The following is a 1184-nucleotide window of genomic DNA, read 5'->3' on the forward strand; positions in this document are numbered from 1 at the left end:
AGAGCGACAAAGTCCTGCGCGAGATTCGGGGCAGTTTATGAAATATCCGGGTTAGAATCTGTGAATGGTGATCGGACATTATTGCATCATGCCTTCCTGGTTATGGAATCGTCTTTATTCGAGCAATTGCAGCATAAATCAGGCATGAAAAATCTGGAGATGCTCACCCGTCCGGTAAATGATCTTGCACCTCCCCTTGCACATGCTTGTCTTTATCATGAACATACCTACGTATTTGATACTGCGATCAACCACAACAAGGAATTAATAGTAAAACTCCTGAAGGGAAGCCCTGACATCGATGAATCCATATTGCAGTTCATGCTTGGTGATAAGGGAAGTGAAGTGTTTAGATATCGTCGACGATACAATTACACCCAACGTATAGTCCATCTTTTAAAGCGCCTGAATAATCAAGAACGGTTTGACGCTGTCAGATTTACCGGGAAAAATAATATGTCTCCTATGTTGTTGGCCTGTAAAAATGGCCAGCACGCAAAATTATATGAAAATCTGGTAGAAACTTTTAATGATGATCAGATTGTAGAGTTGTTTACAGCGGGAGCGGAAACCAACAATTCATTGTTGCAAAAGTGCCTTGAAATGGATAGCAAATATAAAGCTGACAAAGTCCTCAAGTCTATCCAATCCCCGCCATTGAGATTTAAGCTCATGACGCTTTCCACGTCTCAGGGAAATTCCGTATTTCAACAGCTGGTTCATAACTTTTTAAAAATGACTCAATTGAAAAAATAAAACACCTACTTAATGATAGCCAGCGGGATCATCTGATTACCGGCGACCCGAATATTTGGAATCAAACAGCGCAGAGTACCGATCTTACACTCAGGCAGCAAGAGCAAACGCCCATTGCAGATGCCATCAACAGGCAAGAAATGTTGCTTGCCAGATATCTCTGGACACAAATTAGTGAACCGGTTGTACGAAGTAATCTGCTATTTTACCGTCCGAAACAGCAAACAAGCCTGTTCCAGTACATGCTGAAGAATGATCGGCAATGGCTCGACGACTTACTGTACCCACAAGAAGAGCGAGCGGGATGTACTTGCTGTTCAATTGTTTCAGTATGATTCAGCAGCCGGGAGTCTGAATGACGCCGAATATTACCTGCAGGGCGACAGAATCGGTCGAACGATCATCCCGATAATAGGATATTTAGCTAT

At 42.7% G+C, this 1184-nt stretch carries 1 protein-coding gene; it reads left to right on the plus strand.

Going from position 1 to position 1184, the window contains the following annotated elements; all coding sequences use genetic code 11:
• The first annotated feature begins 60 nt into the window (after positions 1 to 60).
• Positions 61 to 756: a hypothetical protein gene (locus KDK14_RS16730; protein ID WP_257266317.1), complete on the plus strand. Its 696-nt coding sequence runs from the start codon at positions 61 to 63 to the stop codon at positions 754 to 756.
• The last annotated feature ends 428 nt before the right edge of the window (positions 757 to 1184 follow it).

Source organism: Endozoicomonas sp. ONNA2 (genome assembly GCF_024606365.1).
GTDB lineage: Bacteria > Pseudomonadota > Gammaproteobacteria > Pseudomonadales > Endozoicomonadaceae > Endozoicomonas.